Origin of the sequence: Phormidesmis priestleyi BC1401 (assembly GCF_001650195.1) — a bacterium.
Classification (GTDB): Bacteria; Cyanobacteriota; Cyanobacteriia; order Leptolyngbyales; family Leptolyngbyaceae; genus Phormidesmis_A; species Phormidesmis_A priestleyi_B.
Genome location: NZ_LXYR01000077.1, coordinates 1 through 4,856, shown reverse-complemented (window position 1 = coordinate 4,856; position 4,856 = coordinate 1). Strand labels below are relative to the sequence as shown.

Sequence of the window (4,856 nt, the reverse complement as noted above, 5' to 3'; positions counted from 1 at the left end):
TTTTTAGAAAATCCCAATAGTCTGGCTCCATCTCCCCCGGAAAATCTAACCCCTGCGCTTTACACTCGGAAAGCGTCTTATGATCCTGATAATAAGTGCGGGCGTAATGCAGCGCAAAAATCGTATGCACGAGCAGCCAAGACCCGACGATCGTCATGCCCGACAGTCCCAAATGCAAAATCAGGAACTGGGTTGACAGTCCCTTCTCATGCAGAAGAGCAACGATCGCGAACAAGCTGATACAGGCGGCTGCCGTAATCAGGCTCAGAATCACTAACCGCCCTTCGTCCTCTTGGCGAGCGTAGCGGCGCATCGTTTTCGGTGTGGCTTGCAGCATCAGTAGCCAAGTCCAACTCAGGAAGCAGATCATTCCGGCATCCCAAACGCACAGTAGTCGGGTTGCCCAGTGCCACTCACCGGGCAGGATGACAGCAACCAATCCCGCTAGGAAAATCGACCCTAGCAGTCGGGGGCGAACGCTCACTTTGCTGGGGACTCTAGGCTTTGAAGTTGAAGTCATAATCTCGGATGCAGCGTGAGCCTAAATTCTAATTTAAGGTGCGAATCATGGTTGCCAGATTGGAATTCCATGACAGGACAAAGGGGGGAATTGAAATTCATTCTTTTTGCTCTAGTCGCTCTTCGATGCGTTGCAACTGTGCCAGTATCTCTGGAATAAAGCAGGTAGCGCGGATCAACGGGTAGAAGCTGCAATGAGAGCCATCATGGAATGGAATCGATAAGAAGAACGCGACTGGGCAGATAAATTTGTGTACAGTGGCTTTTTATTTGTCGTGAAGACACATTAGTGTCGTTAAAGGAGCAAGGCTAGGTCTGGCTTACTTTTCCGCCTCAAGCCAGCTTGTCCATACTGCTGACCTGAGGCTAGGCTGCTGAGTGAACTCTCTCTGCAACCCTGCAACAGAGAGGGGTTTGCTCAACGACACGAATTTGTCTCGATGTCATTTAATTTGCACTGTACAATTGGCATCCTAATCCAAGGGATAGCTTTCCTGTCAAAAATTGTCCGAACCATTGAAAAGATGAACTCAATTTGAAAGCGAAGTCGGTATGAAGGGCACTTTAAGAAATAATCCCAGTAGTTCAGTGCAACCTAATGATGAGTCGAGATGAACTAATCTTTCCTAATTCTCTAGATGAGGTCACCCTTCCAAAAAAGTTACCTCCGATCGTTTTAGTTGCGTTTACCCGTCCTGAGCTTCTTGAAGAAGTGCTTTCAGCGATCAGCCAACAAACTCTGTTACCTCAGCAGATCTTAGCTTTTGTAGACGGGCCCAGAACTGCAAGAGATGAGCCATTAATTAGACAGTGTGTTTCATTACTTGAGACGTTCTCTCAGAAAATCCCGGTGGAGATCGTGGTTCGACCTCACAACTTAGGCTGCGATCGAAACGTCATCTCCGCCCTGACAGAGGTTTTTTCTGTTCATTCTACGTTGGTCTATTTAGAAGATGATGTCGTTCCCAATCCTTGCTTTTACGATCGCATATGTCGGCTGCTAGAAACCTATCGCAGCTATCAGCAAGTCTGTTCAGTATCAGCCTATGCAAACTTTCCGCAAGAATTAGAGCCGCTGATTGACCGAGATTTCATCGTGTCAAACCGAGTGTTTGCTCTAGGGTTCGGAACCTGGGCAGATCGTTGGCAAGAACTTAATCTGGCAAATCAACCGCAAGGATATAATCCGTTCAAAAATTTCTACAACATTCCAGCCACCATTCAAACTAAATACACGATGGTGAATCAGTTCTTCCTAGAAAAAAATAGCCAGGCAGATTGGGTAATTACGCTGACACTGAACGCTCTGGACAAGAACCGGGTTCACATTATTCCTAAGGTTTCCTTCGTGCGAAATATCGGCTGTGGACATCCAGAGGCAAAAACATACAGAGGATCAGAACCGGACTGGATTAATGCTAAATATGAAGCATCAGCCCGTCCGAATTACCTGCCCTCTAGCCTTGAGCTAGCAGATATCCTTACAGCTCCACTAGACGGGGTAACACTAACTCGGCACTTAGAGAACTCTAGCGGACTGTGGCTGAGTCTGTCAGCGATGAGGCACTTTTTGTGGAAATATCCTGGCTTGCAGAATATGGCTTCTTTTCTCAAGCTCTTCTTGTTTCGTCTGCCAATTCTGCTTCGACGTTGGCGAAGTGGATTACCGATATAGGGGCTAGACATCCGTAAGGAGATTCAGCGGTCTACTTTAAAGAACACTTCGTAAGGCTGGAAGAACCGTCGCAGAAAACCTGGAGGTAGAACTGTTCCGCCTGCCCCTTCTATCTGTGAATATTGAGAGCGATAGGCTTCAATTGCTTGCCGCTTTTTGCCGTGGACAGCTTTGATCGAAAGCCGATAGGAACCCGCAATCTGTGAAAGCTTGACCTCCCGAAATAGTAGCGTTTTCCAGACCAGCCAGATGGGGTATTGTAATAGCTCTACCTCTAGTTCAGAAGCAGCGATCGCCGCCTTGACCAATCCGTAAGTAGCCTCGTGGTCTGCGCTTCGATCCTGCTGATGCGTGACATACACTTCACCTGGATCAAAGGCGCAAAGAATCTGGGCTAATTGGTCGATAGTTTGCTGACGTTCTACATCCGGTGCGTACTTCAACTTTCCATCCCGTTTGTCTAGAAAGTGAATTTGGGTCTGCTCAACTCCCAAAATTGCCAAGGCTGTCAAGGCTTCTTGCTTACGAATTGGCGCAATTTCACCTGCTTTAAACCGAGGATGCCAGGTATGAGAGGCTGCACCATCTGTGACAAAAACCACCTGAACTGAGATTCCTTGCTCTCGCTTCAATGCAATGAGTCCCCCGCAGCCAAGGGTTTCGTCGTCTTGATGGGGCGCAACGATCAGAGCAGATTTCTGACTCATCATCATTGGCTTACTTCCAACCGATAAGAGCCAGTAGTATTGCAACAAGCATATCCATGAAGGTAGTTCGTACTTACCAATCCAGTGCAGTTTACTTTGTATCCGACGAAATAAGTGTTTAACTTCCATCAACTAAGACTCTAAATGGCTTTGATTAACTCGGTATTATTCTGGCAATAGTCCGGACAGTTTTTTGAACGCCTTCACAAGGCTCTCAGGGCTTGCAGTTTCAGGATCAAGCTATTGGTTCAAAGTTAGTTTAGCTGATGTCTAATGAATGATGTATTAGACCTCAGCTACTCTCAGGCTTTGCGCCAGCTAGAACAAATGCTCAGACCCGGACGGGGCGCTCTGGTGGCTCCGCCTAGCCGAAGGCAACGCTTCTACGTGTAGCTGTCGTGAACACTCCGTGGAGCGAAGCTACCGCGAATTATAGCTGTCGTCTGGTACAAGGTACTGTTTGCCTCGCTGTGCCGCTTGCAGTACCAGCTTCTGGGCTGTTTGTTTGGTTATCCAACAGGGTGGCTGCTTGGCACTGCCGTTGGACCATAATCTGTCCATTCGGATACACCAGACACAGCGCCTGCTGTGGTAGCATAGCCGCTTCCGCGGGGTTGTGAGCTTGGTGAGACATGATACTCATGGGGGTCCGCATGACCATTTTTTGCTTGACTGGGGACGGTGTGGACGAGGGGGCTAGTTAAACTCAGCGGAGTAGTCACCCAACTCCGCTGAGTTTAACCATAAGCCGACGAGGGACGAGGGACATGCCGCCAGACCAAACGACGATGCACTCATAAGTGCTGGAACAGGGGGCATTTGAACAGAAACCTACGGTTTTGGTCGGAGACGTTATCCCCTAGGGATTTCACCTCCCGTAAAGGCAACTGCTAGAAAAACGAACGTTTTCTTTACTCTGAGCTTTTTGCCTAAATTGGACTTTGATCGGCGCAAGAAAACTCCTCCAAAAATCAAAATCAAGTTAAGTGGTCAGTCGCAAGTTTCTTGACAAGTCAAAACCGTAGTTTTTTCGTAAATGAACCCGCTAGTTCCACTTCTAGGTCGCTGTGAGACTGAGCAGATATGGAATGTACCGTTTGGATCTGAATACTACTGTTATCCTGTTTTTGAGCCGCTTTAGCGACGGGAGTGTTACTGAATCCAGTATGAAGCTTTGATAAATCTCAGTCAGGAGTACAGTCCGCCTCAAGTCTGCTTCTAACGCTGTACTGATGAGCACTTCGCGCTGCACTCTCGCCGCCCTATTGATGAAGCTTCGGTAAATGCTCAGGGTGAGTGCCAGTGGTCGGCAACCCAGTGGGTAGCGTGGCTTCGGCGTTTGCTTCCAATTGGTCGAGCAAGGCTTCTAGGAGTATGACACCGTTCCTGGCAATCAAGTAACACATCGCCTGAAAACTTTTCCCTGAAGGTGTTACAGACCGTTATCTTGCCTATTTTACTTCACCCGATAAATCACAACCTACGACGTTTTCGTAATCACCAGTTCTCGCTTCTCACGTCTCCTGAACCCGCCCAACCTATCCCAACACGGGAAACCCCTCTAGCTGGTTTACCCCCGCCTGAATTTTGAGGATGACTTTAGCCAACGCGTCTGGGTCGTCCTCTGCAATAGGGGTTGAGTCGAAATACGTGCGTTTTTTGATCATATCGCTTGAAACGTGGACCAGATAGGCGATTCAGCCTTTTCGCTTCTAGCCGTGATCACTGAAAGCCTTGTCTAGCACAGGTTTAAACTACTTTTGGCTTTTGTACAATGCAAGACGACTAGTACACAACCTAATTTCTGCTTGATTCGTCGCCTGAAACCCGCATTCTATCGTCGCCCTCCTGCTCGGCCGGCAGCTGCCCGACAAAAATAGCTATGTTTTGAGCCAAACGCTGAAAGCTTTACTCAGTAGAGCTTTAGTACCCATATGATAAACTTTCGCACGTAT

Annotated in this window: 4 protein-coding genes; 1 reads left to right on the top strand and 3 read right to left on the bottom strand. The window is 48.0% G+C overall.

Features of this window, described 5'->3' with window-relative positions; all coding sequences use genetic code 11:
* The coding region (locus A8707_RS23385) for a DUF1345 domain-containing protein (protein WP_231948398.1) at positions 1-484 on the bottom strand (484 nt) is incomplete at its 3' end.
* Positions 485-1,378: 894 nt separating this feature from the next.
* Here A8707_RS23385 and A8707_RS23380 point away from each other — a divergent pair.
* Positions 1,379-2,194, top strand: a complete 816-nt coding sequence (locus A8707_RS23380) for a hypothetical protein (protein WP_197484997.1) — start codon at positions 1,379-1,381, stop codon at positions 2,192-2,194.
* 23 nt (positions 2,195-2,217) lie between these two features.
* Here the strand turns inward: A8707_RS23380 and A8707_RS23375 are convergent, their stop codons facing one another.
* Both A8707_RS23375 and A8707_RS30385 read right to left on the bottom strand, forming a co-directional pair.
* Positions 2,218-2,907: a PIG-L deacetylase family protein gene (locus A8707_RS23375; RefSeq protein ID WP_197484996.1), complete on the bottom strand. Its 690-nt coding sequence runs from the start codon at positions 2,905-2,907 to the stop codon at positions 2,218-2,220.
* Between the two features lie 1,532 nt (positions 2,908-4,439).
* A complete protein-coding gene (locus tag A8707_RS30385) occupies positions 4,440-4,568 on the bottom strand; it encodes a hypothetical protein (RefSeq protein ID WP_269452761.1) in 129 nt (42 codons plus the stop codon).
* Positions 4,569-4,856: the final 288 nt, after the last annotated feature.

Excerpts from the sequence above, each read along its gene's own strand:
- A8707_RS30385 (WP_269452761.1), bottom strand. The coding sequence starts at position 4,568 with ATGATCAAAAAACGCACGTATTTCGACTCAACCCCTATTGCAGAGGAC.
- A8707_RS23375 (WP_197484996.1), bottom strand. The coding sequence starts at position 2,907 with ATGATGATGAGTCAGAAATCTGCTCTGATCGTTGCGCCCCATCAAGAC.